This is a genomic window from Burkholderia sp. LA-2-3-30-S1-D2 (assembly GCF_001523915.2).
Classification (GTDB): Bacteria; Pseudomonadota; Gammaproteobacteria; order Burkholderiales; family Burkholderiaceae; genus Burkholderia; species Burkholderia diffusa.
In genome coordinates this window covers 1,853,625-1,878,144 of record NZ_CP013383.1, presented here as the reverse complement: position 1 = coordinate 1,878,144, position 24,520 = coordinate 1,853,625, and the positions used below count along the sequence as shown (strand labels likewise).

The following is a 24,520-nucleotide window of genomic DNA, read 5'->3' as shown; positions in this document are numbered from 1 at the left end:
TCATGGCTCGAATCCTCGTAGGACCCATCGACGCGCTCGCCGACGGCGACGCGACGCGCGTCAACGGTGCACACGGCGCGATCGCGGTGTTTCGCGTGCAGGGCACGTATTACGCACTGTCCGATCGCTGCACGCACGGCAACGCGTCCATGTCCGACGGCTATGTCGAAGACGATGCGACTGTCGAATGTCCATTGCATGCCGCGCGCTTTTGCCTGAAGACCGGTGCGGCGCTGTGCCAGCCTGCGACGGACGCATTGCGTACGTTCCCGGTCGTCGTCGACGCCGGTGCGCTGTACGTCGACGAGCCGGAGCTCGCATGAGCTGGCTCGATGGAGACGTCGCGCTGATCACGGGCGGCGGGTCGGGCCTCGGGCTCGCGCTCGTCGAGCGCTTTCTCGCCGAAGGCGCGCGGGTCGGCGTGCTCGAACGTTCGGCGGAAAAAGTCGCCGCATTGCGTGCGCGCTTTGGTGCGGATATCGAAGTGGTGTGCGGCGACGTGCGCGTGTACGACGACAACCGGCGCGCGGTGGACGCGACCGTCGAGCGTTTCGGCAAGCTCGATACGTTCGTCGGCAACGCCGCGCTGTGGGATCACGGCGCGGGCCTGCTGGGCCTGTCACCGGAAAGGCTCGACGCCGGGTTCGACGAATTGTTCGCGGTCAACGTGAAAGGGTACCTGCTGGGTGCGAAGGCGGCTGCAGACGCGCTGGTGGCATCGCAAGGCAGTATGATTTTCACGCTGTCGAACGCGGCGTTCTATCCGGGCGGCGGCGGTCCGTTGTATACGGCGAGCAAGCATGCCGCGGTCGGTCTGATTCGCGAGCTGGCGTACGAGCTTGCGCCGCACGTGCGCGTGAACGGCGTCGGGCCGTGCGGAATGGCGAGCGACCTGCGTGGCCCCGACGCACTTGGACAGTCGCAGCAGCGCATCATGGATACGCGGACCCCGGAGGCGATCGCCAGTATTCTCCCGCTGCAGTTTTTTCCAGCGCCGGCGGATTTCACCGGACCGTTCGTGCTGCTTGCATCGCGTGCGAACAATCGCACGCTATCCGGTGTGATGATCCAGGCCGACGCAGGCCTCGGCGTTCGCGGGATCCGTCATGTCGCTGGAGGCCTCGATGTCGCTCGACCGTGAAGCGGGTGGTGCGGCCGGCGAGGCCGCCTGCGTGATCGTGGGCGCGGGGCAGGCGGGCACGACCGCGGCAGCCGAGCTCCGGCGGCGCGGCTTCGACGGACCGGTCGTGCTGATCGGCGATGAACCGCATGTGCCTTACGAGCGACCGCCGCTGTCGAAAGAGGTGTTGCTGAAACCGGATGGCGCGTGCATTGCGCTTCGTCCGGAGACGTTCTACGCCGACCAGCGGATCGAGCGCAGGCTCGGCACCCGCGTCACGGCGATCGATCCGGCGCAGCGCACGCTGACGTTTGCCGATGGGACGCTGCTCGAATTCGGCAAGTTGCTGCTGGCGACAGGGGTGCGGGTCAGGAGGCTGCCGATGCTCGACCGTCTGGGCCCGGGTGTGCATACCTTGCGTACACTCGACGACGCGCATGCGTTGCGTCGAGCGCTTCAAGGCGGCACGCGGCTGTTGATCGTTGGCGGTGGCGTGATCGGGATGGAAGTCGCATCGAGCGCGATCGAGCTTGGGGCCCGGGTGACGGTGATCGAGCAGGCACCAGACGTGATGGCGCGCTGCGCGCCGTTGCCGGTGCGTTCACATTTGCTCGCGCTGCATCGTGCGCGGGGCGTGGATGTGCGGACCGGAGTGAAGCTGCTCGACGCGGCGCGCAACATCGATGGGTTCGTGTTGACGCTCGAAGATGGCACCGCCGTACGTGGCGATGCCGTTGTTTACGGGATCGGCGTCGAACCGGACGATGCGCTCGCGAGGGATGCCGGCCTGCGCACGGACGGCGGGATTCTCGTCGACTCTGCTTGCCGGACGTCGCATCCGGACATCTTCGCCGCAGGCGACAATACGGCCGAAGTAGACCCACGCGGTGGCCCGCCTCTGCGTCGGGAAAGTTGGGATAACGCAAATCGACAGGCCGTGCGTGCGGCCTCGGCGATGCTCGGTGAGCCGGATGACTTACCGCAGATGCCGTGGTTCTGGACCGATCAATGTGGCGTGAACCTGCAGTTCGCAGGCGACATGACAGCCTCCGAGTGGATCGAGCGTGGTGATCTCTCCGGATCCGCGTGCGTGCTGTTCGGATTGCGCGACGGGGTGGTGACGGCTGGTGTGACGCTCAATCGCGGGCGCGACATGCGCTTCGTACGTACCCTAATCGAGCGACGCGCCAGGCTCTCGGCGGACGTCCTCAGCGATTGTGCACAAGATCTGCGTGCGCTCGCGAATAATGTGTGACGTAGAGCGAACTGGTCCGTGATTTCGTCGGCGAGGCATATCGTGAGGTGCGGTAGCGCTATTGAGGTCGACCGCATGCCGTGGGACGCTGCGCCTCCGCCAGTCTATTATCCCGTCACGGTATTTTGGGCGGCGCGCGCTTCATCTCCGTCCACAGCGGAGAGCGCGCTTCTGGTGTTGGCATTCGAGATATACCGAGTGGCGTGAGCCGACCGTGCAGGCGGCACCGGGACGGGCCACGGGGCGGTGGCACAGCTGCACGGACGGCGTTTCAATCGGGGCGAGCGTGCGGGTTGCCCAAGAGGGTCGGGGGATGCGCTTCGTTCGGACGTGTCCTGCTGTAGTGCGAATGCCGCGCTTACGCGCCGCTGATTCTCGGGCACGCCTTCGATCTGCGCGCGATCGGCATCATTGAGGTTCTCGCCCGGCGTGGCAGTTGGCGAGCCGATCGGATTGCGGAACTGCGTCCGTGACAGCACTACGTTTGGCGGTCCGGCATAGCTTTGGCTACGCTCGACATGAATTTTTGACTTGACATAAATGTATCTCTCGCCGGATCGCATTCCCGCATCGTACCGGCTTGTGGGGAGCGTCCCGAACGCAGGCGAGTCCGTGAAGGTAGAGTTTTTTGTTGAATTTTTGCGGGAAACTGCTCAGCCGCCGTTTCTCATCAGGGCGTTGCGGCTGATATTGGATTGCCGCTGAGCTCAATATGGGTAGGATTGTGGGTAGGAGGCTATCTGCGATTGCGGGAGTCTTACCTGGCGGATCCGTGCGAGCGATGATCAGAGTCTGCTGCCTTCCGCCACATGGGCCTTCCGGCCTGTTCCGATCTCTTCCGGTGACGTCCTCTGCATCGCTGATTTCAAAGCGTTTTGCGGGTGGCGGCGTGCTTGCGGCTACCGTTGCCGTCCCGCACGATTTCCTCACGAAGGATGGGTCGCGATGTGGGTTCGTGGGTTGGGAGGGCGACATGGCTGGACGACGGTTGCATCGACTCAGCGCGCTGCGGGTCGCGGAGGCGGTGGCCTCTATATGCAGATCGCGTGTTGATTTTCACCGAGGCCGCATCCACGGTAGGTCAATTCGTCATGCTTATCAAAGCGGGTGGATCATCATGATCTATCCCGACTGGAACCGGCTCGAGGTTGCGCGCCGGTTCGGCGCAACCGACTGCATCGACGCTCGCGCGGGCGACACGGCCGGCGAGATCATGACCTTGACCGACGGGATCGGCGTCGACTGCGCGATCGAGGCGGTCGGCATCGCCTGGCGCGAACGGGGGGGCGCTGCGAGTCGTCGACGGCGCAGTCGGGCAATCCGGGCGGCGCCGCGTTTTTTCTAGGGACAGCCGGAGCCGCGCCAGCGCTTGATAAAAGTCAACGCTGCGGATTCCGAAGCTTCGAAGATGAACGTGTGGCTTCGCCTGCCGCGTTCGATGGTTTCGTGCGGCAGGCGGCGCGGGCGGGTGCAGAACCCGGTCTGCCGTCTTGCAGGCCGCCGCCGCGGCATCCGGCGCGCAGTGCCGGGCAGCGTGGCCGTGCGGTTCCCGCGCGTGGCCGACTGTCCGGTGCCGATAATTTCCGCGGCCCGGGCTACCCATGAGGATGCCTTAAAGGTCGTAGTCGTCATCCCTTTCCAGGAGAGCGGCATGTTTCCCAACGATTTGCGCCAGTGTTTTGCCAACGTTGCGATCTTCGCGTCGCAAGCCGGGCTCATCGCAACGGTGCACGCCATGCTGGCCCACGACGGCTGGGCGCGCTATGTCGGCATGCTGTCCTGTTGTTCGGGCGTCGGGGGATTGATCGCGATGCGGCGGCCGGCGATCCCGCGAGTCGTGCGGGTCCGGCGCGATCGCCAGTAGCCGGATGCCTGATGGCGCCCGGGATGAAACCGCCCCGGCTTTCGTGCGGGTCCAGCCGTGTGTGGCGCCGAAAGTCCGGTTGTCCGACCCGCGCACCGATCGGGCCTGCGGCTGTTGCCGGTGCGGATCGCCGATGCCGGCACCGTCTCCAGCTGAACGAGCCGGCGGCGGGATGCCGCCGCGCTGCCGGCCGGCTGGATGCTCGGCACCGACTTCGCGAGACCGGCGCGGGTTGGCGGGCAGCGTGCGGCGATGTCCGTCGCTTGACTCATATCAACGATGCAGAGCCAGCGCCACGGAAGATGGATGCACGAAATCGGGCATTGCGAACGCACCACACTGAAGATGAAGAACCGGCTCTCGCCGTCAATCGGTGCGATCAACAGGAGCGGAACATGGGAATCGGGATGCAGATCGCTTACTTCGGCTTCGCCGGGTCGGCTCGGCTGGAGGCGGAAGCGAGCATCCAGCTGATGCGCCTCGAGCCGTTCTGTACGCAACTGGCCGGCTGCCATCTCGCGATCGAGGCCATGGGCATGTCGGCCCGCGAGCCGACGTATGACGTACGACTCGATCTGATCACCCGCAACGGGGAATTCCGTCCCGTTCCGCATATGACGGGCGCGGATCCCTTGGAGGCGCTGCAGCGGGCGTTCGATCTTGCGGAGCGGCAGCTCGCCGGGACCGCAACCGCCGAAACCCACGAGAACCCGCGCTGACACGTTCCGCGCATCGGACGCGATTCGCCGTGGCACGACGCTTCGGTCCGCCGCGGTTCGCCTGGCGTGAGTCGATCCGCCAGGGCGACGGGGGCGGCGCAGCCGGCGCCGCTGGTCCGGCTAATCTTCTTCGTCGCCCGTGAATATCTCGTGCTCCGGGATCTCCGCCGTATCGTCGACACACTGCACCCGCCATTCGCCAGGCACGGGCGCCTGCCGGGCATCGCGCAGCCAGCGCGCGATGCCGGCCTGGCCTTCGAACGGCGCGGACGATGTGTCGAGGCTGAAATCGTCGAGCCAACACAGGGCGCTGGCGTTGTCGGGGCCCGTCATCAGGGTGGCGCTGCCGTCGCGGACGAGCGTCCCCCACGCGGGCAGGTCCATCCCCGCATGACCTTCGCGCGACCAGCGGCCCATGGCCGTGTCGATCCAGAGAATGGCATAGGCGGAAGGGTTATCGCAGGCGAAAGTATCGAGATGCAGGGTGATTCGCACGATGGGCTCCGAATCGATGAAGGAGGGCGGCCGCCGTCACCGGCGGCCGACGTTTTTGCTGGCTCATGACTCAGCGAGTCAACGTATGCGCGTGCCAGGAGGACAGCGAGCCGCCACGCTCGGCGGGCAGCCGCATCGCGGTGTCGCCCCAGTGCGCGCGGCCGCCCAGTTTCAGCTTGTTCGCGAGCAAGTCCTCGACACGCGGTGTGTCCCGATACCGCTCCGCGATCTGGTGTAACGACGGTGCGAGGAACGACATGTCGGCGGTGTGGCAGAACATGCATTGATGCGGGTCGACGAGCGCGGCGGGCGCCGGCACCTGGGCGGACGCCGTCCCAACCGCGAGCCACGCGAGTGCGGGCAGGTCTCCCGGCATGCGTGTCACAGGAGCGCTCGCCATCGCGCGGTGTCCGGCAAGTTGTCCGATCCAGTCTATGCGTGGTCCCAGGTCGGCGATTGACGCAAGTCAAACTCCGGAACACCCTCGCCGGCCGGCTGGATCCGCGGCCGGGGCCGCGCGTCGATCCGGGGCTTGTTGACTCACGTCAAGCGCGGTGGCGCTGCCGCGCGTTTGAATGGATTCAGCCAGGACGACCGTGGATGAAGGCCTTGGCCTTGCGGGAGGGCGGTGATGAACCAGGATCGGTTGTTCGCGTCGTTGGCGGCCTTGGCGCGCGACCTGTCGATTTCGGATGACGCGTTGCGACGGATGCTCGACGACGAAATCGCGACGCTGACGAAAGATGCCCGCGTGCATGATTACCTGCGGATATTCGCGATCCGTCGCCTGAGCCTGCGCATGCGGTCGCCGGACGCTACAGGCCGGTATCCGGGCCCGAAACCGGGAGGATAGGCGGCGGCCAGCGCTCAGACGCGCGCGAGCCCGGCCAGATCGATGATATGGATCTGCTTGCCGTGCGGCGCGATCAGTCCGTCGCGCTGGAATTTCGACAGCATCCGGCTGACCGTTTCGAGCTTGATGCCGAGATAGCAGCCGATCTCCTCGCGCGTCATGCGCAGGTTGAAATCCGCCGACGAATAGCCGCGCGCCTTGAAGCGTTCGGACAGGTTCAGCAGGAACTCCGCGACTCGCTGTTCCGCCGACATCGTGCCAAGCAGCATCATCAGGCCCGACTCGCGCACGATCTCGCCGCTCATCATCTTGTGGAGATGGTGCTGCATCGACCGCACCTTGGCGCAAACCTTCTCCAGCTGGCCGAACGGGATGATGCAGACCGTGCTGTCCTCCAGCGCGATCGCATCGCCGTTGTGACGCCCGCTGCACACGCCGTCGAGACCGAGCGTTTCCCCGACGATCTGGAATCCGGTCACTTGCTCCTGGCCGTCGCGATGCATGACGATCGTCTTGAATGAGCCGGTGCGGACCGAATAGAGGCTATGGAACGTATCGTGCGCGCGGAACAGCGACTCGCCCCGCTTGACCGAGCGGGTCGTGCAGACGACCTCGTCGAGGATGGCCAGGTCTGCATCGTCGAGTTCCGCCGGCATGCACGCCGAACGGACCGAGCAGGTCGAGCAGCGCGTGCCGGGGTGCTTCACTCGCTCGTCCCGATCGACGGGATGAAGTGCGAGCGTCATCCCGTACGCGACGGCGGGACGGGCATTTTCGCGGGCTGGGGCGGTCAGCATGATCTGCTCCTCGTCACTCGGTCGGGTGCGGCGCCACTGCATGGATGGTGCGTCATGCAGTGGCGCGGTCGATCTGGCCGAAAAATTCGTTCCTGGTCATGTGCCGGCCGTGCACAGGTCGGAATCTGGCGATCCAGTCTGCGCGACGGCCGCGATCCGGTACGCGGAACAACGGTGCTGCGCCATTGTCGCGCGACGCTGGCGACGGCATGATCGGCGCCCGGACCTCTATATGGATCATTATGGTTCGCGCGCGGTCGGACCGAAATCGGCAGGGATGGAAAGTCACGTAGGGTTTGGAGAACGGCTGTAGGAGGATGCTGACAACGGCTGCGGCGGTTGAAAACCCTCGTTGGCGTCGCCCGGGTGCTCCAGCGTGGGCAAGCGCTTGCCGTCGGCTGTCAGATGCTGTCCTGGTCGTCGAACCGCGAGTGCTGCATCGCATGACGCTCGAGCGCCGCATCGTGCGACATGGCGCCGTCCCGGATCAGAAAGGCTGCCGCTGCCATTGATGCGATGCCGCCGCCGACCAGATAGAACCGGCTGCTGTCCGGATCGATGCCGGCCGCGCGTTGGCGAGCGGCTCGATCCGAATCCTGTGTGCTGCGTTGCATGGAAAAGCCCTTGGGAAGATTGGTTGAAACCTCTGTCGACGTTCGAGGACGCCGTATCGCGCTGCTGCAATTCGCAAGCGCGCGAGGCCCTGTAATGCGGGTACGGCGCCGGATGGGCTTGATGTGAGTCAAGGTGCTCGGTTGCCCGAGGGGCGAGATTGAGCATGGGCGTGGCCAGGACGAAGCACGGCCGCCACGACTGCGATCCGAGGAGAATCGACGATGGGAAACGACTTTCGACAGGGGGCGCGAGCAGAAGAGTCGCCGCGCGTATTGGGCGACGACGACGTCGGCCTTCGGCAGTATGTGCGGCGCATCTACAACTATATGGCCGGGGGCCTGGCGCTGACGGGTGCCGTTGCGTACCTCGGCGCGTCAACCGGGTTTTACCGGTCGATCGCCGGAACACCCGTCTTCTGGGTGCTGCTGCTCGCACCGCTGGCGCTGGTCATGTTTCTGAGCTTCCGCATCGAGCACATCAGCTTCGGCGCGGCGCAGATCAGTTTCTGGGCCTACGCCGCGCTGGTCGGGCTCTCCCTTTCCGGCATCTTCCTCGTGTATACGGGCGAGAGCATTGCGCGCGTTTTCTTCATCAGCGCGGCCACGTTCGGTGCAACGAGCCTCTATGGCTACACGACACGGGCCGATCTCTCGCGCTTCGGCTCCTTTCTGTTCATGGGACTGATCGGCATCATCATCGCGGGGGTCGTGAATCTCTTCCTGGTTTCGTCGGCGCTGCAGTTTGTCGTTTCCGTGATCGGCGTGCTCGTGTTCACGGGACTCACCGCGTACGACACGCAACGCATCAAGCGCATCTACATAGCGGACGAAGAATACGAGATCGCCGGCAAGAAGGCGATCCTGGGGGCGCTTGCGCTCTATCTCGACTTTCTCAACCTCTTCCTGATGCTGATGCGGCTCTTTGGTAATCGCCGCAGCTAGGCGAGCGGTGGCGGCCAGGGGCAGGGGGCCGTACGACAAGCCCCGGCGGGATCACCGCCGGAGCAAACAGGCGCCGGGATGAATCTGGCCCGGCCACCCGACACCGGTCGCACATTACGTCGGTTTGGTTTGAACGTTGACGCCGCCCAACGCCTCGAGCGCGGCGAGTCGGGCATTCACCAGCTCTGCATGCAGCTTGATCGCCCGGATCAGAAATTGCACATCCTCGTTTTCGCTTTTCGAAGCAAGGTCATCAAATTCGGCCCATAGCTCATTTATCCGTTCGGTGCGCATGGCGACCTCCTTTGGCGTGTATAGATGACGTTGTACGGCAGGCTGGAATACCCTTGACGCCGTATGAACAGCATCGGCACGTGCCCGTCTTGCGTGCTGATCTGGATCAAGGGGACGCCACTTCGGGGGATCGCTCGATATTCGGCACCGGATTCGACGGACCCCTGCCTCGCCCTAGGTGCGTGTGTCGCGGCGCTCGGCCCGTGCCGCCGGACTTTGTACGGCAGCGTGCAGACGAGACGCATTCCCGATCCCATGCTTTAAAACAAATCAGTGCCAGTAAATCGACCGCCATCGCGGGTTGGTTCGCTTACCGAATGAATGAGTGTCTGCCATGATCAAAATGGTGATTTCCGATGCGCATGCCGTCATGCGGGCAGGTGTGCGTAGCGTCCTCGTGGAGGTTGACGACGTCGAGGTCGCCGGTGAAGCCACAGATGGCGCCGGCACGCTCGAACTCGTGAGCGCTGTGAAGCCGCGCGTGTTGTCGCTCGGATTGGCGATGTCCGGTATTCACGGGGTCGAACTCATCAGGAAAATCAAGAAGGAGCATCAGGAGGTTCGGGTGCTCGTTCTGACCGCGCAGTCCGAACAGACCCATGCGGTGCGGGCGTTCAGGGCCGGGGCTTCGGGATATCTTTCGAAGACTTGCTCGCGGTCGGACCTGATCGACGCGGTTCGAAAGCTTGCCGACGGTGGGGTATACGTGAGCACGATGGTGGGCGATCTGCTGGCGCAAGTCACCAACGGCGACAGTGAGGCGCTCGCACATCATCGCCTGACCGCGCGGGAGTTCGAGATCCTGGTCGGCCTGGCATCAGGACAATCCATTTCGCAGATGGCCGGAAGCCTGGACCTCAGCATCAAGACAGTCAGCACATACAAGTCGCGCATTCTGGAAAAACTGGACCTGAATAACGAATCAGACATGGTTCGCTTTGCGCTACGCCACCAGTTGCTGGATCTTGGTGTTGACGGAAGCCGTTAAAAGGACCGGGAATCGTCCGCGTGGAAGCGCATCGCTCGCTAACGTCGAGATGCGGAGCCGCCGTGCGATGCACGATCGTTCTTGAGTTCGATAATGGCAATGGGAGTGCGGTGAGGGGTGCGCAGGTCATGCGGTTTCACAGGGCCACAGAGGAAGTGGAGTGGTCAACTCATCCCGGACGCTGCATTAAGCTTTTCTTCCGCAAAAGCGGGCGGCAGTCCGTCGTTGAACTGATGGGGCCGTATCCAGTTGTACCGGTTTCAGGAGTAGTACGGCGACGAGAATTCGACTGCAGTAAACCGCAGCGGTAATGACCGGCTGCCGTCCGGATAAATTGTGGCGCAAAATTTGCGCACGGGTCCCCGCCCTGAAAGAAGCCGAGAGCGACTCGGCATCTATCTGTCTGGAATCAAGGTGATGTTCCTGATCGCCCGGAGTGATAGGATGACAAAATATGAATGAAGGGCCATCATGGACGATCTCATATTCAGTACAACAACACATTGCGCACGCATTCGTGTAATGGAATCTGCTCACGGTACGTTCCGGGGATATGTGTATCTGCGCCGCGCCGCTGAAGGGCCGAACGATGATTCCCCATACCAGACTGATACTGACAGAGAGCAGTACGATCTCGCGCTGGAAGACGCCAAGATCCTCGCGCAACGTCTGCTTCGCGAACTCGAGTCCTAAGCGCAACGCCTCGGGTCGCCGGAGCATGTGGTAGAGGCTGCATCACGAGTGACGTGCGTCTGGTCAGCAATCCATCATCGAGAATCATTTTCTGGCAGCATTGCCGGAAGCAGATCCCGTGCAAATTTCGCACGCGTCCTGAAAGACGAGTTCCGCCAGGGCGCGTCGGTGCAGCGACTGTTGTTGCGCTACATCCAGGCGCTCATCACTCAAGTGGCGCAGACTGTTGATTTGCATCGAATCCTGACCCTCCATGGGTCAAGATTTGGTACAAATCAACAGTCATAGATCTCCGGGAATCCATCGACAAGAACCGCAACAGACGGGCTGCTGCTCACGGCGAACCTCGGGGCCGTGACAGCCTCTTGTGCTGACGTGTGGACCTCGAGCAGTCTTCGGTTGCCTGGCGCGAACGCGCAGTTTCCGCAGAAGGTATACGCAATGGATCAGCCGGGATCTTACTTTTGGAACCAGCCTTCTGCGGCACTCCAGGCCCGTTTAGCATCATCGGGTGAGGGCTTGAGCCAGTCGGAAGCACGCCAAAGGGCAGTGCGCTTCGGCCCCAATACACTGCGCTCGCGGGGTGAACGATCCCTGTTGCTACAGTATCTGAACCACTTCAGGAATCCCCTCGTGATGATCCTGCTCGCCGCCAGTGCCGTGTCGGCGCTGACTGGCGAGGTCACCGGATTCGTGGTCATTTGGGTCATCGTTCTTGTCAGCGTGACCCTGGATTTCGTTCAGGAGTATCGGGCCGGGCGGGCTGCGGAACAGCTCAAACAAACGGTTGCCGTTCGCGCAACGGTGATACGCGATGGACATCCACAGGACGTGCCGATCGCCACGCTGGTTCCTGGCGATGTGGTTCTGCTCACCGCTGGCGATCTCATGCCGGCCGATTGCCGCTTGATCGAGGCTAAGGATTTCTTTGTCAACCAGGCGTTGCTGACAGGCGAATCTTACCCAGTTGAGAAACATGCAGCCGACCTCGCTGAGCCGACGGGCGACCTCAGTCAGGCCGAAAACGCCGTCTTCATGGGAACGTCCGCCATAAGCGGGATGGCAAGGGCGATGGTGTGCCAGATTGGTTCGGATACCGCCGTTGGCAGCATCGCCGATTCGCTGGTGGAAAAGGCTCCGCCCACGGCTTTTGAGCTGGGTACGCATAGTTTTGGCATGCTGATCATGCGCCTGACCGTGCTGCTGGTGCTTTTTGTGTTTCTGGTCAATGCGGTCTTCCATCGCCCCTTCCTGGAGTCGTTTCTGTTCGCTATCGCGCTTGCGGTCGGGCTGACGCCGGAACTCCTGCCGATGGTGGTTACAGTAACGCTCTCGCGCGGCGCACTGCGCATGGCCCGGCAGCATGTCATCGTAAAGCAGCTCGCTGCGATTCATAACCTCGGCAGCATGGACGTGCTGTGCACCGACAAGACCGGCACGCTGACCGAGGCACGCATCCATTTGGAACGGCATCTGGATGTGCAAGGGCGAGACAGCGCGCAGGTGCTGCAGTTCGCTTACCTCAATAGCTATTTTGAAACCGGCCTCAAAAGCCCCCTGGACGCCGCCATCCTTGAGCACACCGAGATCGAGGTCGGTCATTGGCGCAAGATCGACGAAGTGCCGTTCGATTTCGAGCGCAGGCGTGTGTCGGTGTTGCTCGATGATGCCCAGCAGCGGTTGCTGGTGGTAAAGGGCGCGCCGGAGGATATTCTCAGACTGTCCACACAATACGCGCGTGGAGAAGCACTGGCGACGCAACCTCTGGATGAAGCCACGCTGGCGACCGTCCAGGCATTGCACGACAGTCTTGAGCGAGAAGGCTTCAAAGTGCTTGGCATCGCGTGGCGATCGGTCGCGTCGGACTGCGTGCACGCGGTACTGAGTGACGAAACCGAGCTGATCTTTGCCGGCTTTGCGGCCTTCCTGGATCCCCCTAAGCCCAGCGCGTCCAAGGCGCTCAAAGAGTTGGCGGACATCGGCGTGGACGTCAAGATCGTCACCGGTGACAGTGAGCTGGCCACCCGACACGCGTTTACACAACTTGGCGTACCAGTCACGGGGGTACTCACCGGCAACGAAATCCAGCAAATGGACGATGCCGCACTAGCGGTGCAGATCAAGAAGGCGAACCTGCTTTGCCGCGTCACGCCCGCGCAGAAAAACCGCGTCATCTTGAACCTGAAAGCCCAAGGACATACCGTCGGTTATCTTGGCGACGGGATCAATGACGCACCCTCGCTTCATTCCGCGGACATCGGTATTTCGGTCGATAGCGCGGTAGACGTGGCCAAGGCGGCGGCAGCGATGATCTTGCTGCGGCAAGACTTGAACGTATTGCGTGCTGGCGTGCTGGAGGGCCGACGGACCTTCGCCAACATCATGAAGTACATCATGATGGGAACCAGCTCGAATTTCGGCAACATGTTCAGCATGGCGGGCGCAACGATGTTTCTCGCCTTTTTGCCGATGCTGCCGGCGCAGATTCTCCTCAACAATCTGCTTTACGATGTTTCGGAATTGCCTATTCCGATGGATAACGTAGACGACGATTTTCTTGCTCATCCCAAGCATTGGGATACGAAGTTCATTCGAAATTTCATGTGGGTGGTCGGGCCAGTGAGCTCGGTCTTCGATTTCTTGACGTTCTTCATCATGCTGAAGGTGTTCAATGCGGGCGAGGCACTATTTCACACGGGCTGGTTCATTGAATCGATTGCCACTCAGGTGCTGGTGATATTTATCATTCGAACGCAGGGCAGTCCGTTCAAGAGTCGGCCAAGCCGTGTGTTGACAATTACCTCGCTCGCGGTCGTGCTGATCGCCGGTGCATTGCCCTTCACGCCGGTTGCAGCGCTTTTCGGCTTCGTCGCACCCCCGCCGCAGTTCTTCCTGATTCTACTGGCAATGCTGCTCTGCTATTTGGTCGCGGTGGAATGGATTAAACAATTGTTTTACCGATTTTTTGCCGCGCATTGATCCGGCGCAACACGACTGCGGCCTCTGGTTTTCCGATAGCCAGGGTCGTCGACATGCGGTCTCACTTCTATGCTGCCGTCTTGAGCGTCGGCGCCGAAGTCGAATCGGTCACGTCGTGCCCGGCAATTGCCAATGCCAGAACCGGGTTCAGGCTGTCCACCATCGAACTCGGAATCAGAATCGACCGAGCGCCGTTCATCGTGACGGGCGACGTGCAAAGGTAAAAAGCCGGCGTTTCGGCCGGCTTCCCGTTCCGCCTTGCTGGGGCGGCTCCCCGTTCTGTTTGAGCGCGAGGAGGTTGACTACGGAAACGTTACAGGGTCGATAGAAAACCCATGCCGAGACGTTTCCTTGCGTCGGAAATATATCGTCTGGGCGTGACGGCTTTCCACAAAAGGGGATAGCGCTTTTTTCGCTGCTGACCCACGACCGGCATGCCGTCGTCGGTTGCGCGCGCCTCAGCCTGTTCTTGTTGGTTGTCCTTGGTATTTTTTTCTCGCTTCGGGTGATCTTTCATCAAACGGCTCCGTCAGGGAATCGCGTTGCGTCATGGTTCAGGCATGTACTGCTTGAGTCGAATCAAACAGCGCAGACGATATGGGGCGAAACGGGGGCGCAACGGCCTACGTCCATCATGACGTCTCCCTCGTCATGAAGTCCACGGTCCATCGCCAATCTGCGCGTGAACTACCACCATGCGTCTGCCCGCTTCGGCAGTCGGTACGCTGCCGTACATGGCCGATGGAGTATATGGGCGTGCGGGATCGCGCCCCTCGCGCCTCAAGCGCGATCAAACACGCCGCGCAGACTGTTCTTCAGCGTACAGATTCGTCGAGCCCCGCCATGCATGATGACTTTCGTTGCATTTTCCGTCAGGAGCGCGTCATGAAATATCCGGTCTATATCACGCGGCGCGGGAATCCTCGCTATCACGGCGCGCTTCCGGATTTTCCGGAAATCGATGTGGAGGGTGACTCGTATGACGAGTTGCTGGTGGCTGCGGCGCGACAGGTCAGGGCCTACTATGACCGTTCCGAGCGTCTTGTACCGCCGCCGACCACGGATATGTCGATATTGCAGGCGTCGGATATCGACGTGGGTGATGGAATCTGGCGGTTCTTCGATATCGACCTGACCGGCATGACCTCGAGTTCCGTGAGGATCGAGCTGTGCCTACCGAAATGCATTGTGCGCGACATCGACCTGAAGGCGAGCGCGCTGCACACGACTCGCGATGCATTCGTGTCGATGGCGTGTGCGAATGCCACCGACCGATCTGTACCGCACGTCGCGGTGCGTTTCGAACCCGACGTGAAATCGCTGTCGGAAGCGGTTTGACGGTGCGACGCTTCGTGCGTGAAGCCTGGGCGGATGGAGTGGTCATTCGGGAGAAGGGGCCTTGAAGATTCCCGTTGCGCGTGTTTCGCGACGCCGGACATCGCCATGGAGCAATGCACGGCCGATTCGCGAGGAGTTCCTCGGGGATGAACGGCTGGCGCAGCATGCGGGAAGTCTGGCGCGTGCGCAGAAGGTAGTTCCCGGGGCGGCCTCTGGCCCGTCTCTGGCGACGCGGCTGAAGGACAACGCGGATCATCTGCTGAACGCGTACCGGAATACCGTGGCCGCAGACGCGCGCGGCGAAGAAATCACGCCGGCAGCGGAGTGGCTGCTCGACAACTACTATCTCGTCGCGGAGCAGGTGCGGCAGATCCGCGACGATCTTTCCCCGCGCTATTACCGGCAACTCCCCAAGCTCGGCAACGGGCCGTTTGCCGGTTATCCGCGCGTGTTCGAGATCAACTGGTCGTTCATCGCCCACACGGACAGCCGTTTCGATCCCGATATGCTATGCCGGTTCATGCTTGCCTATCAGGCCGTGGAACCGCTGACGATCGGCGAACTGTGGGCGGTGGCGATCACGTTGCGGATCGTGCTGATCGAAAACCTGCGGCGACTCGCAGATCAGATCATCGACGACCGGCGCGCGCGGCTCGACGCCGACGCACTTGCGGATCGCCTGCTGGGCGAACGCGGGCATGCGCGGGTGGAGGCCGAGCCGCTCGTCACCCGTTACGAACAGGCCGTATTGCACGATGCGTTCGCGGTGCAGCTGATTCAGCGGCTGCACGATCCCGATCCGGCCGTCGCGCCGGCACTGGCGTGGCTGCATCGGCACCTGGCGGCACGCGGCGCGACGCCGGATCAGATCGTCGCCTCCGTCAACCATCAGCAGGGCGCAGCCAGTCTGACCGTGCGCAACGTGATCACCAGCATGCGGCTGATTTCGGAAGTGGACTGGACCGTTTTGTTCGAGCGCATCAGTCTGGTCGATCAAGTGCTGCGTAATCACCCGGGCTTCGCGGAGATGGATTTCCCCACGCGTAACCTGTATCGCGACGCGGTTGAAGTGCTTGCCCGTGGCGCACCCGTCAGCGAACTCGAGATTGCCCGCCGCGTCGTCGCCGATGCGGCGGCGCAGGGGACGCGCGGCACGCTGGCCGCGGGTGCCGTGCCGGGGCGCGAGACGGATCCGGGTTACTACCTGCTGGCGGACGGCCGCGCCGCATTCGAGGCGGAGATCGGCTATCGGCCGCCCGTTGCGTTGTGGTTGCGACGCCTGACGCGCCGCGCCGGTCTCGCCGGCTATCTCGGTCGTATCGGGCTAATTGCGGCACTGCTGCTGACGGCCATGCTGGCGTGGCTGACTCGCATCGAGCCGCCCGGCCACTGGCTGATCTGGCTCGGCGTCGCCGGCCTGCTACCCGCGCTGGATGCCGCGGTCGCGCTCGTCAATCGCAGCGTGATGCGCGATGTCGGCGCGAAGATCCTGCCCGGCCTCGCGTTGCTTGACGGCATTCCGCCGGACCTGCGCACCCTGGTCGCGGTGCCGGTGCTGCTGACGACGAAAGCGGCGCTCGCCGAGCAGATCGAGCAACTGGAAATTCATCACCTGTCGAGCCCCGATGGCACGCTTTACTTCGCACTGCTCTCCGACTGGGTGGATGCGCCCACCCCGCACACCGACAGCGATGACGGGCTGCTGGCATTCGCGGTGGCGGGTATCGACCGGTTGAATGGCCTTTATCCGGCGGCGCCGGGGGAGAGCGAACGCTTTCTGCTGCTGCACCGCAAGCGCGTGTGGAATGACGGCGAACGCTGCTGGATGGGCTGGGAGCGCAAGCGCGGCAAGCTGCACGAGCTGAACCGGCTGCTGCGCGGGGCGTCGGACACGACGTTCGTCGCGCCGGGAGGCCGACCGCCGCGCGTGCCGCCTGACGTGCGCTACGTGATTACGCTCGATGCCGATACGCGGCTGCTGCGCGATACCGTGCGGCGCCTGGTCGGCAAGATGGCGCACCCGCTCAACCGGCCGGTATTCGACCCGGCGAGCCGGTGCATCGTCGAAGGCTACGGTGTGCTTCAGCCGCGCGTTGCGTCGTCCCTCGCGAACGGCGACGAGGGGTCGCTTTTTCAGCGCGTGTCGTCGAGCGCGCACGGCATCGATCCTTACGTGTCGGCCGTGTCGGACATTTATCAGGACCTGTTCGACGAAGGCTCCTATGCGGGTAAGGGCATCTACGACGTCGATGCGTTCGAGGCGGTGCTCGCCGGCCGTGTGCCGGAGAACACGGTGCTCAGTCACGATCTGTTCGAAGGCATTTTCGCGCGGGCCGGGCTGGCGTCGGATGTCGAGGTCGTCGAAGCGTCGCCGTCGCGCTACGACGTCGCGGCGGGACGCCTGCACCGATGGGCGCGCGGCGATTGGCAACTCCTGCCATGGTTGATCTTCGGCCACGAACCGCTGACGGCGGTCGGCCGCTGGAAGATGCTGGACAACCTGCGCCGCACGCTCACGGCGCCCGCCATGCTGATCGCGCTGCTGGCCGGATGGATGCAGCCGCTCCCCGTATCGCTCGGCTGGAGTGCCTTCGTGCTAGTGACGATCGCGCTGCCGTTCCTGTTGCCCGTAATGAGCGGACTGGTGCCGCGCTGGCGGCGCACGCACGTGAAGATGACCACGCGCAGCGTGCTCCATGCGTGGTCGACGGAGCTGCAGTTCGCGCTGACGCGGTTCGGCCTGTCGATCGTCATGCTGCCGCAGCAGGCGTGGTCGATGGGCGACGCGATCGCGCGCACGCTGTTTCGCTTGGGGATCAGCCATCGCCACCTGCTCGAGTGGACCACGGCGGCCGAAGCCGGCGCGCGCGACCGCCGGACCCTGGCGTCCACCTATCTGCAGATGCGTGGCGGCTTGACGCTCGCGCTGCTTGGCGCGACCGCCAGTCTGATGGTGGGCTGGCGCGTCGATCGTCATGCGGGCTGGCTGACCGCCCCGTTCGCGCTAGTCTGGCTCGCGGCGCCCGCGATCGCCTACTGGTTGAGCCGCGCACCGCGGCCGGCGGGCGAGTTGGCGGTGACGCCGCACGATGCGCGTCAACTGCGGCGCGACGCGCGCCGGACCTGGCGTTATTTCGAGACATTCGTGACGGCCGACGATCAGATGCTGCCGCTGGACAATTTCCAGGAGAACCCGAAGCCCGTTTGTGCGCACCGGACTTCGCCCACCAATATCGGGCTGTACCTGTTGTCCGTCGTCAGCGCCCGCGAGTTCGGCTGGCTTGGTACGCTGGATGCGGTGTCGCGTCTGGAGGCGACGCTCGCGACGATGCGGCTGATGTCGCGCTATCGTGGCCATTTCTACAACTGGTACGACACGCGCGACCTGCGGCCTCTCGAGCCGCGCTATGTGTCGACGGTCGACAGCGGCAATCTCGCCGGGCACCTGATCGCGCTCGGCAACGGTTGCCGGGCGTGGGCGAATCAGCCCGCTGGCGTGGGACGGCAGGCCGCGCATGAAGGGATCGGCGATACGCTGGCGCTGTTGCGCAAGGCCGTGTGCCGGGATGGCGACGCCCGGACGACCTTGCACGGCGAATTCGAGCGGGCCGCCACCGAACTGGAGGACATGCTCGCCGCGACGGAATGGAACGCGATCACGATCCTCGCTGCGACAGTCGCCGATGTCGCGCGCGCGCTGATGGACGAGATCGGCCGGGTGCGAGGCGGCGACGTCGACGACGTGTTGTTCTGGGCGCAGGCGCTGGAGCACGTGGTGCAAGGGCATTGCCGTGACGCGACGCGCACGCCGGACGAGGCGGACGTGCTGAACAAGCGTCTTCAGGCGCTGGCCGATACTGCGTTGCAGATGGCCTATGCAATGGAGTTCGGTTTTTTGCTCGACCCGGTGCGCAACCTGCTGTCGATCGGCTACGCGGTGGCGGATGGACGGCTCGATCCGGGCAACTACGATCTGCTGGCGTCGGAGGCTCGCCTGGCGAGTTTCGTCGCGATCGCGAAGGGCGATGTTCCGGCGCGCCACTGGTTCCGGCTAGGGCCTGTTCACACTACATAGATTTAAGGATATGCTTCGGAGATGGAAATCTCCGAAGCCCAATTCAAACAGATCGAACATTGCTTGCCGCGACAGCGGGGTAATGTGAGCCTGTCGAACCTGCAAGTGCTCAACGCGATCCTCTATGTTGCCGAGCACGGGTGTAAATGGCGCGGCCTGCCGCCACGTTTTGGCCGCTGGCACACGATCTACACGCGCATGAACCGCTGGTCTCGCAACGGCGTCCTGGACCGAGTGTTCACGGAGTTGCAGCGCGCACAGATCATCCGCGTTCGAATTGAAGCGGTGTCGCTGGATAGCACGATCGTGAAGGTTCATCCTGACGGTACCGGTGCGTTAAAAAAAATGGACCCCAAGCCATCGGCAAATCTCGCGGAGGATGGACAACCAAGATTCATATGGTTGCCGCGGATGCTCGAACAGCCATAACGTTCGCACTGTCTCCCGGTCAGGCCGGCGATGCGCCGCACGGCCGTGCACTGCTCGAACGCCTGGGACCGCCGAATCGACCGCTGCATCTATTGATGGACAAGGCGTACGAAGGAAACGAAACCCGGCAACTCGCGCTCGATCTCGGCTTTATCCCTGTCGTTCCTCCGTTGAGCACGCGCGTCGAGCCTTGGGAGTACGACCGGGAAATGTACAAACGTCGCAACGAAGTCGAGCGGTTGTTTCGCCGGTTGAAGGGCTTTCGTCGCATCTTCTCCCGCTTCGACAAACTCGATTTGATGTTCATTGCTTTTATCAACTTTGCCCTGATCGTCGAAGCCCTGCGCTAGTGTGAACACGACCTAGGCCGTCTGGCGACGCCGATCGGGCACGGCGCGGCGTTGATCTCATGGTCGGGATCGATGTTCGAATACCTGATGCCGTCGCTCGTGATGCGCGCGCCGGACAGCAGCCTGCTTGCACGCACCAATCACCTGGTGGTGCGACAGCAGATCGCCTATGGTGACGGGCTGCGCCTGCCGTGGGGCATGTCCGAGTCGGCATACAACACGCGCGACATCGAGCTGATCTATCAGTATTCGAGCTTCGGCGTGCCGGAGCTGGGGCTCAAGCGCGATCTCGACCAGAATCTGGTGGTCGCGCCCTATGCGACCGCGCTTGCGGCGATGGTCGCGCCGCATGCCGCCGCGTGCAACTTCGAACGGCTGCGTACGGCCGGCGCGTGCGGGCGCTTCGGCTTCTACGAAGCGCTCGACTATACGCCCGCGCGCGTTCCGGAAGGCATGCCGGTTGCCATCGTGCAGGCATTCATGGCGCATCACCAGGGCATGTCGATCGTGTCGATCGCCAATGCGTTGCTGGGCGGGCGCATTCGCACCTTCTTCCATGCGGAACCGGCCGTTCGAGCCACCGAGCTGCTGTTGCAGGAGCGGGTGCCGGGCCGGGTCGCGGCAGGGAGGCCGCGGGTCGACACGCGCCCCGCCGGCAGGATGCATGGGATCGATGCCGGCGTCGCGCGGCGCCTGCTGTCCGCGAACGATCCCACCCCCGTCACGCATCTGCTGTCCAACGGCCGCTACGCCGTGATGCTCACGGCCGCGGGGTCCGGCTACAGCCGTCGCGACGATCTGGCCGTTACGCGCTGGCGGGAGGACGCGACGCGCGACGATTGGGGCAGCTATCTGTATCTGCGAGACGCCGAGAACGGCGACGTCTGGTCGGCCACGTGGCAGCCCACTGGCGTGGTACCGGACAGCTACGACGTGACGTTCACCGAGGATCGCGCCGAGTTCGTGCGTCGCGACGGCACCTTGACGACGTCGCTCGAGGTGGTGGTATCAGCCGAGGACGATGCAGAGGTGCGTCGGGTGTCGGTGGCCAACACGGGCACCCGGCCGCGCGTGATCGAATTCACGTCGTACGCGGAAATCGTGCTCGCGCCAGCTGCCGCCGATCACGCGCATCCCGCATTCTCGAAGCTGTTCATCGAGACCGAGTACATGCCGGCGTCCGGCGCCATTCTGGCGACGCGCCGCAAGCGCGCGCCGAACGAGACGGAGGTGTGGGCCGCTCATCTGGCCGTGACCTCCGGCGAAACCGTCGGCGCGGAAGAATTCGACACCGATCGATTGCGTGTCATCGGACGCGGACGCAGCGTTCGCTTGCCGCTTGCGCTGACCGAACGGCGTGCGCTGAGTGCTTCCGAAGGCGCGGTGCTGGACGCGGCGTTCACGTTGCGGCGGCAGCTGCGGATCGAGCCGGGCGCGAAGGCGAGCATCGTCTACTGGACCATCGTCGCGGATTCGCGCGCGCAGTTGCTCGATCTGGTCGACAAGCATCGCGACGGTGAATCGTTCGCGCGCGCGGCGATGCTCGCGTGGACCCAGGCGCAGGTGCAACTGCGGCACAGCGCGGTGAGCCTCGACGAGGCCGCGTTGTTCCAGCAGCTGGCCGGATACATGCTCTACAGCGATGCGTCGATGCGGCCGGGCTCCGCCGCGCTGCTGCGCCATGCCGCGGCGATATCGGCGGCGGGTGGCGTGGGCGCGTCGCCGTTATGGACGCATGGCGTATCGGGGGATCTGCCGATACTGCTTGTCCGGATCGACGACATCGAGCACATCGCCATGGTGCGGCAGTTGATTCGCGCGCACGAGTACTGGCGAATGAAGCGGCTCGAGGTCGATCTGGTCATTATCAACGAGCGTGCGGCGTCGTATGTGCAGGATTTGCAGGCGGCGCTCGAAGGGCTGGTGCGGCCCCGGCAGCCGCCGGGCGAAGCCGGACGCGGCAATATTTTCGTCCTGCGCGAGGACCTGATGGCGGTGGCGGCGCGCGCACTGTTTCCGGCCGTTGCGCGGGCCGTGCTCGCCGCGCGCAACGGCCGGCTGGTGGACCAGTTGCGGCGCCTCGCGGCTTCGCCGCTGCCCGCGCGCCCGGATGCCGCGAGCCCGCCGCTGCCACCGCCCGCGATTTCTCCACCGAAGGGCGCACGGGCCGGCGCCGGTCTCGAATACTTCAACGGCATCGGCGGTTTCGCGCGCGGCGGCCGCGAATACGTCGTGATCCTGCAGCCCGGTCAATGCACGCCGATGCCGTGGGCCAACGTCGTCGCGAATCCATCGTGCGGCTTCCTGATATCGGCGGAGGGGGGCGGCTATACCTGGGTGACGAACAGCCGCGAGCATCCGCTGACGCCATGGTCGAACGACCCGGTCACCGATCCGCCGAGCGAAGTGTTCTACATCCGCGACGACGAGACTGGCGTGCGCTGGGGGCCGCAGGCGGGTTCCATCGGCGACGACGCGCCGAGCGCGAGCGCTTTCGTGGCGAGTCATGGCCAGGGCTACAGCCGGTTTGCGCATTCCGCCGCCGATGTCGCCGTCGAGTTGCTGCAGTTCGTGCCGCTGGCCGATCCCGTCAAGATTTCCCGCCTGAGCTTGCGCAACCTGTCGGACCGGCCCCGCCGGCTGTCCGTCGCAATCTATGCGGAGTGGGCGATGGGTGCGTCGCGCAGCGCCTCGGCGCCGCACACCGCGAGCGAGATCGATCCGCCCACCGGCGCGCTGTTTGCCCGCAACGACTGGAGCCAGGTGTATCGCGGCAGAGTGGCGTTCGCCGATCTATGCGGCCTGCAAACCTCGTGGAGCGCGGACCGGCGCGAGTTCATCGGCCGTAATGGCATCCTGAGCGATCCTGCCGGTTTTCCGGGCAGGGCCGGCGCGTCGCCGTTGTCGGGCCGCGTCGGCGCCGGGCTCGACCCGTGTGCCGCGTTGCAGACCACGGTCGATCTCGAACCCGGCGGCAGCGTGGAAATCGTCTTGCTGCTCGGCGAAGGCGCCGACGCGGCAACGGCGCGACAGTTGATCGCGCATTACCGTCAGGCGAATCTCGACGCGATATTCGCCGCCGTGACGGCGTTCTGGGACGAGACGCTCGGCGCCGTTCAGGTCGAAACGCCTGATCGTGCGATGGATCTGATGCTGAATCGCTGGCTGCTGTACCAGACGCTGTCGTGCCGGATCTGGGCGCGTGCCGGCTTCTATCAGGCGAGCGGCGCGTACGGTTTTCGCGATCAGCTGCAGGATGGCATGGCGCTCGCGGTCGCCCGCCCGGCCCTGACGCGCGAGCATCTGCTGCGGGCGGCGGCGCGCCAGTTTCCCGAGGGCGACATGCAGCACTGGTGGCTGCCCGAAAGCGGCAGCGGCGTCCGCACGCGGATCTCCGACGACCGGGTCTGGCTCGCCCATGCGGTTGCGTACTACGTCGACGTCAGCGGCGACCGGGCGATTCTCGATGCGTCGATTCCGTTCATCGACGGACGACCGCTGGCCGCCGACGAGCAGGACGCGTTCTTCATCCCGCGCATCTCGGAGACGAGCGCGTCGCTGTTCGAGCATTGCGCGCGCGGGTTGGAGTGCAGTCTGGCGCATTTCGGCGAGCATGGTCTGCCTCTGATCGGCACGGGCGACTGGAACGACGGCATGAACCGGGTCGGCGAGGCCGGACGCGGTGAAAGTGTCTGGCTCGGGTGGTTCCTGCATGCGACGCTCACGGCGTTCGCCCCGCTCGCCACGGCGCGCGGCTCGGGCGAACTGGCGGCGCGCTGGCTGACGCGCGCCGACGCGTTGCGCGACGCACTCGCCGATGCGGGGTGGGATGGCGCGTGGTATCGGCGCGGCTACTTCGACGACGGCACGCCGCTCGGCTCGGCCGGCAACGCCGAATGTTCGATCGACTCGATCGCGCAGTCGTGGAGCGTGCTGTCGGGCGCGGCGGACCCGGCGCGCGCCGCGCAGGCGATGGGCGCGCTGGACGCGCGACTGATCCGCCGCGACGATGGCCTGGCGTTGCTGTTCGCGCCGCCGTTCGATCGTTCGCCGGTCGATCCCGGCTATCTCAAGGGCTATCCGCCGGGCATCCGGGAAAACGGCGGCCAGTACACGCATGCGGCCACGTGGTCGGTGCTCGCGTTCGCGCAAATGGGCGACGGCGATCGCGCCGCGAATCTGTTCGCACTGCTCAATCCGATCAATCGCAGTCGCACGCGCAGCGGCGCGAATCGCTATCGGGTGGAACCATACGTGGTTGCGGCCGACGTCTATTCGGTCGCGCCGCATGTCGGCCGGGGCGGGTGGACCTGGTACACCGGCTCGGCGGGCTGGCTGTATCGCGCGGGCGTCGAAGGCCTGCTCGGCCTGCGCAAGCATGGCGACATGCTGTCCGTTCAACCGTGCATCCCGCGGTCCTGGCCGGGCTTCAGGGCCACGCTGCGTCACGGGGCGGCGCACTACGACGTCGTGGTCGAGAATCCCGACGCCGTCAGCAGCGGCGTGTCCAGCCTCGTCGCGGATGGTGTGCGGCTCGCCGCCGGCGAAGTGGCGGTACGACTCGTGGACGACGGCCGGCGCCACCGCGTGGTCGTGACGCTGGGGGCGGCGCAAGCGGTGCTTCTGTGAGGCGACAGGCCGGCATCCGGGCCGGTACGTTAGCGGACGGACTGCGCGCGATGTACCGCCCATCATGAAGCGACGTCCCGAATTTC

The 24,520-nt window shown here is 64.2% G+C and carries 19 protein-coding genes and 3 pseudogenes; 16 read left to right on the top strand and 6 right to left on the bottom strand.

Annotated features, from left to right (window positions below; all coding sequences use genetic code 11):
* The first annotated feature begins 2 nt into the window (after positions 1-2).
* From hcaC to WS66_RS08595, 6 genes and pseudogenes are all read left to right on the top strand, one after another.
* Positions 3-323 (top strand): 3-phenylpropionate/cinnamic acid dioxygenase ferredoxin subunit, encoded by a 321-nt coding sequence (gene hcaC / locus WS66_RS08620; RefSeq protein WP_059599508.1) that lies wholly within the window; start codon positions 3-5, stop codon positions 321-323.
* The gene (gene hcaB, locus WS66_RS08615) at positions 320-1,141 is read left to right on the top strand and encodes a 3-phenylpropionate-dihydrodiol/cinnamic acid-dihydrodiol dehydrogenase (protein WP_059599507.1); all 822 of its coding nucleotides are present in this window, start codon (positions 320-322) and stop codon (positions 1,139-1,141) included. The genes hcaC and hcaB overlap by 4 nt, the downstream gene beginning before the upstream one ends.
* A complete protein-coding gene (gene hcaD, locus WS66_RS08610) occupies positions 1,107-2,375 on the top strand; it encodes a 3-phenylpropionate/cinnamic acid dioxygenase ferredoxin--NAD(+) reductase subunit (protein ID WP_236872884.1) in 1,269 nt (422 codons plus the stop codon). Before hcaB ends, hcaD begins: the two co-directional genes overlap by 35 nt.
* 1,096 nt (positions 2,376-3,471) lie before the next feature.
* Positions 3,472-3,642: pseudogene (locus WS66_RS08605) on the top strand (zinc-binding dehydrogenase); the annotation flags it as partial.
* Between the two features lie 141 nt (positions 3,643-3,783).
* Positions 3,784-4,239, top strand: a complete 456-nt coding sequence (locus WS66_RS08600) for a hypothetical protein (RefSeq protein WP_159086531.1) — start codon at positions 3,784-3,786, stop codon at positions 4,237-4,239.
* Between the two features lie 407 nt (positions 4,240-4,646).
* The gene (locus tag WS66_RS08595; protein ID WP_059599560.1) at positions 4,647-4,958 is read left to right on the top strand and encodes a hypothetical protein; all 312 of its coding nucleotides are present in this window, start codon (positions 4,647-4,649) and stop codon (positions 4,956-4,958) included.
* A 120-nt stretch (positions 4,959-5,078) separates the two neighbouring features.
* Here WS66_RS08595 and WS66_RS08590 read toward each other — a convergent pair whose 3' ends face one another.
* Both WS66_RS08590 and WS66_RS08585 read right to left on the bottom strand, forming a co-directional pair.
* Positions 5,079-5,453, bottom strand: a complete 375-nt coding sequence (locus WS66_RS08590; RefSeq protein ID WP_059599504.1) for a DUF3564 family protein — start codon at positions 5,451-5,453, stop codon at positions 5,079-5,081.
* A 70-nt stretch (positions 5,454-5,523) separates the two neighbouring features.
* Positions 5,524-5,853 (bottom strand): c-type cytochrome, encoded by a 330-nt coding sequence (locus tag WS66_RS08585; RefSeq protein WP_442859286.1) that lies wholly within the window; start codon positions 5,851-5,853, stop codon positions 5,524-5,526.
* A gap of 231 nt (positions 5,854-6,084) precedes the next feature.
* Here WS66_RS08585 and WS66_RS08580 point away from each other — a divergent pair, with 231 nt between their 5' ends.
* A complete protein-coding gene (locus tag WS66_RS08580; protein ID WP_059599502.1) occupies positions 6,085-6,306 on the top strand; it encodes a DUF3562 domain-containing protein in 222 nt (73 codons plus the stop codon).
* Between the two features lie 14 nt (positions 6,307-6,320).
* Here the strand turns inward: WS66_RS08580 and WS66_RS08575 are convergent, their stop codons facing one another.
* Positions 6,321-7,103: a helix-turn-helix domain-containing protein gene (locus WS66_RS08575; protein WP_108064667.1), complete on the bottom strand. Its 783-nt coding sequence runs from the start codon at positions 7,101-7,103 to the stop codon at positions 6,321-6,323.
* Positions 7,104-7,504: 401 nt separating this feature from the next.
* The gene (locus tag WS66_RS34345) at positions 7,505-7,849 is read right to left on the bottom strand and encodes an oleate hydratase (RefSeq protein ID WP_236872883.1); all 345 of its coding nucleotides are present in this window, start codon (positions 7,847-7,849) and stop codon (positions 7,505-7,507) included.
* A 90-nt stretch (positions 7,850-7,939) separates the two neighbouring features.
* Between WS66_RS34345 and WS66_RS08565 the strand changes: the two genes are divergently transcribed.
* A complete protein-coding gene (locus tag WS66_RS08565; RefSeq protein ID WP_059599500.1) occupies positions 7,940-8,659 on the top strand; it encodes a Bax inhibitor-1/YccA family protein in 720 nt (239 codons plus the stop codon).
* Between the two features lie 114 nt (positions 8,660-8,773).
* On the opposite strand, the gene WS66_RS08560 is transcribed toward WS66_RS08565, so the two are convergent.
* A complete protein-coding gene (locus WS66_RS08560) occupies positions 8,774-8,953 on the bottom strand; it encodes a hypothetical protein (RefSeq protein ID WP_059599499.1) in 180 nt (59 codons plus the stop codon).
* Between the two features lie 334 nt (positions 8,954-9,287).
* Here WS66_RS08560 and WS66_RS08555 point away from each other — a divergent pair, with 334 nt between their 5' ends.
* The 4 genes and pseudogenes from WS66_RS08555 (at position 9,288) to mgtA (ending at position 13,613) form a co-directional block, all read left to right on the top strand.
* A complete protein-coding gene (locus tag WS66_RS08555) occupies positions 9,288-9,941 on the top strand; it encodes a response regulator (protein ID WP_059599498.1) in 654 nt (217 codons plus the stop codon).
* A gap of 471 nt (positions 9,942-10,412) precedes the next feature.
* Entirely contained in the window at positions 10,413-10,634 is a 222-nt protein-coding gene (locus WS66_RS08550) for a hypothetical protein (RefSeq protein WP_059599497.1), read from the top strand.
* A gap of 129 nt (positions 10,635-10,763) precedes the next feature.
* Positions 10,764-10,874: pseudogene (locus WS66_RS34340) on the top strand (Crp/Fnr family transcriptional regulator); the annotation flags it as partial.
* A 201-nt stretch (positions 10,875-11,075) separates the two neighbouring features.
* On the top strand, positions 11,076-13,613 hold the full coding sequence (gene mgtA, locus WS66_RS08540) for a magnesium-translocating P-type ATPase (RefSeq protein ID WP_059599496.1): 2,538 nt from the start codon (positions 11,076-11,078) through the stop codon (positions 13,611-13,613).
* Positions 13,614-13,926: 313 nt separating this feature from the next.
* Here the strand turns inward: mgtA and WS66_RS08530 are convergent, their stop codons facing one another.
* Positions 13,927-14,130: a hypothetical protein gene (locus WS66_RS08530; protein WP_082728838.1), complete on the bottom strand. Its 204-nt coding sequence runs from the start codon at positions 14,128-14,130 to the stop codon at positions 13,927-13,929.
* A 368-nt stretch (positions 14,131-14,498) separates the two neighbouring features.
* Between WS66_RS08530 and WS66_RS08525 the strand changes: the two genes are divergently transcribed.
* From WS66_RS08525 to WS66_RS08510, 4 genes and pseudogenes are all read left to right on the top strand, one after another.
* Entirely contained in the window at positions 14,499-14,951 is a 453-nt protein-coding gene (locus tag WS66_RS08525; protein WP_059599494.1) for a type II toxin-antitoxin system HicB family antitoxin, read from the top strand.
* 61 nt (positions 14,952-15,012) lie between these two features.
* Positions 15,013-19,020: pseudogene (locus WS66_RS08520) on the top strand (glycosyl transferase); the annotation flags it as partial.
* 27 nt (positions 19,021-19,047) lie between these two features.
* A protein-coding gene (locus WS66_RS08515; protein ID WP_108064602.1) for an IS5 family transposase occupies positions 19,048-19,805 on the top strand; the annotation gives its coding sequence in 2 pieces (ribosomal slippage) (positions 19,048-19,363 and positions 19,363-19,805; 759 coding nt in all).
* Positions 19,806-19,892: 87 nt separating this feature from the next.
* Complete coding sequence (locus WS66_RS08510) at positions 19,893-24,434, top strand: GH36-type glycosyl hydrolase domain-containing protein (protein ID WP_236872933.1); 4,542 nt, start codon at positions 19,893-19,895, stop codon at positions 24,432-24,434.
* Positions 24,435-24,520 lie beyond the last annotated feature (86 nt).

What these genes read in the sequence shown, in the direction of transcription:
- WS66_RS08585 (WP_442859286.1), bottom strand. Translation starts at nt 5,853, where the DNA reads ATGGCGAGCGCTCCTGTGACACGCATGCCGGGAGACCTGCCCGCACTC.
- hcaD (WP_236872884.1), top strand. Translation starts at nt 1,107, where the DNA reads ATGTCGCTGGAGGCCTCGATGTCGCTCGACCGTGAAGCGGGTGGTGCG.
- WS66_RS08510 (WP_236872933.1), top strand. Translation starts at nt 19,893, where the DNA reads ATGCCGTCGCTCGTGATGCGCGCGCCGGACAGCAGCCTGCTTGCACGC.
- hcaB (WP_059599507.1), top strand. Translation starts at nt 320, where the DNA reads ATGAGCTGGCTCGATGGAGACGTCGCGCTGATCACGGGCGGCGGGTCG.
- WS66_RS08560 (WP_059599499.1), bottom strand. Translation starts at nt 8,953, where the DNA reads ATGCGCACCGAACGGATAAATGAGCTATGGGCCGAATTTGATGACCTT.
- WS66_RS08555 (WP_059599498.1), top strand. Translation starts at nt 9,288, where the DNA reads ATGATCAAAATGGTGATTTCCGATGCGCATGCCGTCATGCGGGCAGGT.
- WS66_RS08565 (WP_059599500.1), top strand. Translation starts at nt 7,940, where the DNA reads ATGGGAAACGACTTTCGACAGGGGGCGCGAGCAGAAGAGTCGCCGCGC.
- WS66_RS08595 (WP_059599560.1), top strand. Translation starts at nt 4,647, where the DNA reads ATGCAGATCGCTTACTTCGGCTTCGCCGGGTCGGCTCGGCTGGAGGCG.
- WS66_RS08525 (WP_059599494.1), top strand. Translation starts at nt 14,499, where the DNA reads ATGAAATATCCGGTCTATATCACGCGGCGCGGGAATCCTCGCTATCAC.
- WS66_RS08550 (WP_059599497.1), top strand. Translation starts at nt 10,413, where the DNA reads ATGGACGATCTCATATTCAGTACAACAACACATTGCGCACGCATTCGT.
- WS66_RS08580 (WP_059599502.1), top strand. Translation starts at nt 6,085, where the DNA reads ATGAACCAGGATCGGTTGTTCGCGTCGTTGGCGGCCTTGGCGCGCGAC.
- hcaC (WP_059599508.1), top strand. Translation starts at nt 3, where the DNA reads ATGGCTCGAATCCTCGTAGGACCCATCGACGCGCTCGCCGACGGCGAC.
- WS66_RS08600 (WP_159086531.1), top strand. Translation starts at nt 3,784, where the DNA reads ATGAACGTGTGGCTTCGCCTGCCGCGTTCGATGGTTTCGTGCGGCAGG.
- mgtA (WP_059599496.1), top strand. Translation starts at nt 11,076, where the DNA reads ATGGATCAGCCGGGATCTTACTTTTGGAACCAGCCTTCTGCGGCACTC.
- WS66_RS08575 (WP_108064667.1), bottom strand. Translation starts at nt 7,103, where the DNA reads ATGCTGACCGCCCCAGCCCGCGAAAATGCCCGTCCCGCCGTCGCGTAC.
- WS66_RS08530 (WP_082728838.1), bottom strand. Translation starts at nt 14,130, where the DNA reads ATGAAAGATCACCCGAAGCGAGAAAAAAATACCAAGGACAACCAACAA.